This is a genomic window from uncultured Oceanicoccus sp. (assembly GCF_963968385.1).
GTDB lineage: Bacteria > Pseudomonadota > Gammaproteobacteria > Pseudomonadales > Dasaniaceae > Oceanicoccus.
In genome coordinates, this window is sequence record NZ_CAXAHB010000115.1 from 1 (window position 1) to 3,376 (window position 3,376).

At 45.6% G+C, this 3,376-nt stretch carries 4 protein-coding genes and 1 pseudogene; all 5 read right to left on the reverse strand.

The features are described from left to right. Positions 1-248 (reverse strand): annotated as a pseudogene (locus tag AACP44_RS08790) (polyribonucleotide nucleotidyltransferase); the annotation flags it as partial. A 142-nt stretch (positions 249-390) separates the two neighbouring features. Next, positions 391-660, reverse strand: coding sequence for a 30S ribosomal protein S15 (gene rpsO / locus AACP44_RS08795; RefSeq protein ID WP_339340156.1), 270 nt, complete (start codon positions 658-660; stop codon positions 391-393). 158 nt (positions 661-818) lie between these two features. Continuing rightward, positions 819-1,778: a tRNA pseudouridine(55) synthase TruB gene (truB, locus tag AACP44_RS08800; protein WP_339340157.1), complete on the reverse strand. Its 960-nt coding sequence runs from the start codon at positions 1,776-1,778 to the stop codon at positions 819-821. A 5-nt stretch (positions 1,779-1,783) separates the two neighbouring features. Further along, positions 1,784-2,191 carry a 30S ribosome-binding factor RbfA gene (gene rbfA / locus AACP44_RS08805; protein WP_339340158.1) on the reverse strand — a complete coding sequence of 136 codons (408 nt, stop codon included), beginning with the start codon at positions 2,189-2,191 and terminating at the stop codon, positions 1,784-1,786. A 33-nt stretch (positions 2,192-2,224) separates the two neighbouring features. Next, a partial coding sequence (infB, locus tag AACP44_RS08810) for a translation initiation factor IF-2 (RefSeq protein WP_339340159.1) occupies positions 2,225-3,376 on the reverse strand: 1,152 nt, incomplete at its 5' end.

Below are 3,376 nucleotides of genomic sequence, written 5' to 3' on the forward strand. Positions count from 1 at the left end.
GGACGCGCTTCACGCTTGAAGAAACCACCGGGAATTTTACCAACTGCATAGGCTTTTTCTTGGTAATGAACACCCAATGGGAAAAAGTCCATACCTTCTTTGGCCGATTTAGCGGCTACAACGGTACAAAGCACCTGTACGTCACCCATAGTTACCAATACGGCACCTGTAGCTTGACGAGCAATGCGGCCTGTTTCTAAAGTTACGGTGTGTTCACCGAATTGAAATGATTTTTTTACTGGATTCACTTAGGAAATCCTCCCTTTGTGGGATAACAATAAAAGCCCCGGGTTCTATTCAACCTGCATCGCCGGGACTCACGACTTTTACGACTCACTTTTTTTATCGGCGCCGCTACTGCAAAGCAATATAAACGGCACTGAATACTGCTTAACGACGTAAGCCCAAACGCTTGATCAGGCTGGTATAACGATCTGTATTTTTGCCTTTCAAGTAGTCCAGTAATTTACGACGCTGATTAACCATACGTATCAAACCACGACGCGAGTGGTGATCATGCTTGTGATCACCGAAGTGACCTTGCAATTTTTCAATATTGGCTGACAGTAATGCTACCTGCACTTCCGGTGAACCGGTATCGCCTTCTACTGTTTGATACTCTTTTACTACTGCTGATTTCTCAGCGGCTGATAATGCCATGATACTTTCCTCATTAAAGTTAATATGCAAAAGCAAAGTCGTTAAATACTTTGCCGTTAATTCAGCCTGTCCGTGCATATTTACAGACAGGCTATTTCAATGGGCAATCTACTGTAACTTATTCGAGTTACAACATCTTACCGATTAACTGCGCCACCTCAATTGGTAGCTATTAGACGTTTGGGTGCAACTTGACTACCGTCTATAATTTCTCCGATACCGAGAAAATTTCTCGACTCAGAATACATTCTAACCATATCACCTTCATCACACTGTGATGGTATGCCCGGTACAGTAACCGCATGACCTCGCAATAAATAAAATACGGCGGATTCTGCCAAAGTTACTTCAGGCAAATGCCAAACAGCGACATCAACCGGCTCCAGTAAAGCATCCAGTGCGTCATAACCTTCGACATCAACACTTTCTGCCAGCGTTTCCAGCGTGGTAAGCGAAACCGCCTGAAGTTCTTCAAAAGGTCCCGCCTGTACTCGACGCAGCATCTTAACATGGGCGCCACAACCCAACGCTAAACCAACATCCTCTGCAATAGAGCGAATATAAGTGCCCTTGCTGCAATGGATATACACATCGGCTTCCGGTTGACCACCGGTTTGCTCTGCACTGCGAAAGGCCTCTAAACGAATATCAAAAACCGTTATCTGACGCACTTTCCGCGCTACTTCTATACCTTGCCGCGCTAATTTATATAGCGGCTGCCCTTGATGTTTTAACGCTGAAAACATCGAAGGCACTTGTTCTATCTCACCCGAAAATTTGGGCAACAATGCCAATATATCGGATGCAGTAATGGCACTAGCATCACGGGTTTCCAACACATCACCATCGGCATCGCCACTGGTGGTAGTCACTCCGAATAAAAAGGTACTACGGTACGCTTTATCGGCATCCAGTAAAAACTGGGAAAACTTTGTCGCCTCACCAAAACAAACAGGCAAAACACCAGTAGCCAATGGATCCAAACTGCCCGTATGTCCTGCCTTTTGAGCGAAAAACAGCCGCTTGGCTATTTGAAGCGATCGATTCGAACTCTGACCTGCTGGCTTATCGATAATCAATACGCCGTTTAACGGTCTACCGCGCCGTTTTTTTGCCATAGCGCTTAGCTATTCGTCTCATCATCAGTGCTGCCTTTATTATCTGAAAAGGCTTTATCCGCCGACACCGCTTTATCAATCAAATTTGATAACTGTTGACCACGCCCAACACTGCTATCGAAATAAAACCTCAGCCTAGGCGTGGTTCGAGCATTATTACTTTTTGCAATTTGCGTGCGTAAAAAACCCGCCGCTTTATTCAATACGTCTATAGACTCCGACGCTTCTTCTTCACTTTCTTTACCCAGCACCGTTATAAAGACTTTGGCGTGGGATATATCGCGACTCACTTCAACATCCGTAATACTGACCATGCCGACGCGAGGATCACGTACTTCAAACTGTATCAAGCTGGCCAATTCCTGTTTTAGAAAATCACCAACCCGTTGCGTACGACTGTATTCTTTCGCCATCAGTTTTGCTCTATTGAAATAGTGCGCACTCTATTAAAGCGTTCGCGCATACTCTTTCACTTCGTATACTTCAATCTTATCGCCAGGCTTAACATCGTTGTAGTTCTTAACACCGATACCACATTCCATACCGTTGCGAACTTCTGCCACATCATCTTTAAAGCGACGCAGTGACTCCAACTCACCCTCATAAATAACCACATCGTCACGTAATACACGAATCGGATTACTGCGATACAGAGTACCGTCGATCACCATACAACCGGCAATCGCACCAAATTTTGGTGACTTAAATACATCACGAACTTCGGCAGTGCCATTAATTTCTTCACGCATTTCAGGCCTTAACATGCCTGAAAGTGCTTGCTTAACATCGTCAATTAAATCGTAAATGACACTGTAGTAACGTAGATCAACGCCTTCGTTCTCAACCACTTTACGAGCCGCGCCATCGGCACGAACATTAAAACCAAACACCACCGCATTAGAGGTTAGCGCCAATGTGATATCAGTCTCAGTAATACCACCAACGCCACCGGAAACGATATTTACCTGAACTTCATCATTACCCATTTCCAGTAATGAACTTTGAATCGCTTCCAAAGAACCACGGACATCGGCCTTAACAACAATATTCAGTGACTTGCTCTCTTCCTCACCCATATTGGCAAACATATTTTCCAGCTTAGAGGCCTGCTGACGTTTGAGCTTGTCTTCACGGTCTTTGATCTGGCGGAACTCGGCCACTTCACGGGCGCGTTTTTCATTTTCCAATACAACAAACGCATCACCAGCATCAGGCGTACCATCAAGACCTAGGATTTCAACAGGGATCGATGGCCCAGCCGCATCAATCGGCTTGCCATTTTCATCCAGCATGGCGCGCACTCGGCCAAATTGTTGACCGGCAAGCACTACATCACCTTTGCGCAAGGTGCCGGCTTGAACCAATACTGAAGAAATAGAACCACGGCCTTTATCAAGGCGAGATTCGATCACAATACCCCGACCCGGAATATCCGCAGATGCTTCAAGCTCTAACAATTCAGCCTGCAGCAACAATGCTTCCAACAAATCATCAATACCATCACCGGAGTGGGCTGAGACATTAATAAACTGGGTATCACCGCCCCAATCTTCAGGGATAACATCTATCGCTGCCAGCTCATTGCGAACACGATCAGG

Excerpts from the sequence above, each read along its gene's own strand:
- rpsO (WP_339340156.1), bottom strand. The coding sequence starts at position 660 with ATGGCATTATCAGCCGCTGAGAAATCAGCAGTAGTAAAAGAGTATCAA.
- truB (WP_339340157.1), bottom strand. The coding sequence starts at position 1,778 with ATGGCAAAAAAACGGCGCGGTAGACCGTTAAACGGCGTATTGATTATC.
- rbfA (WP_339340158.1), bottom strand. The coding sequence starts at position 2,191 with ATGGCGAAAGAATACAGTCGTACGCAACGGGTTGGTGATTTTCTAAAA.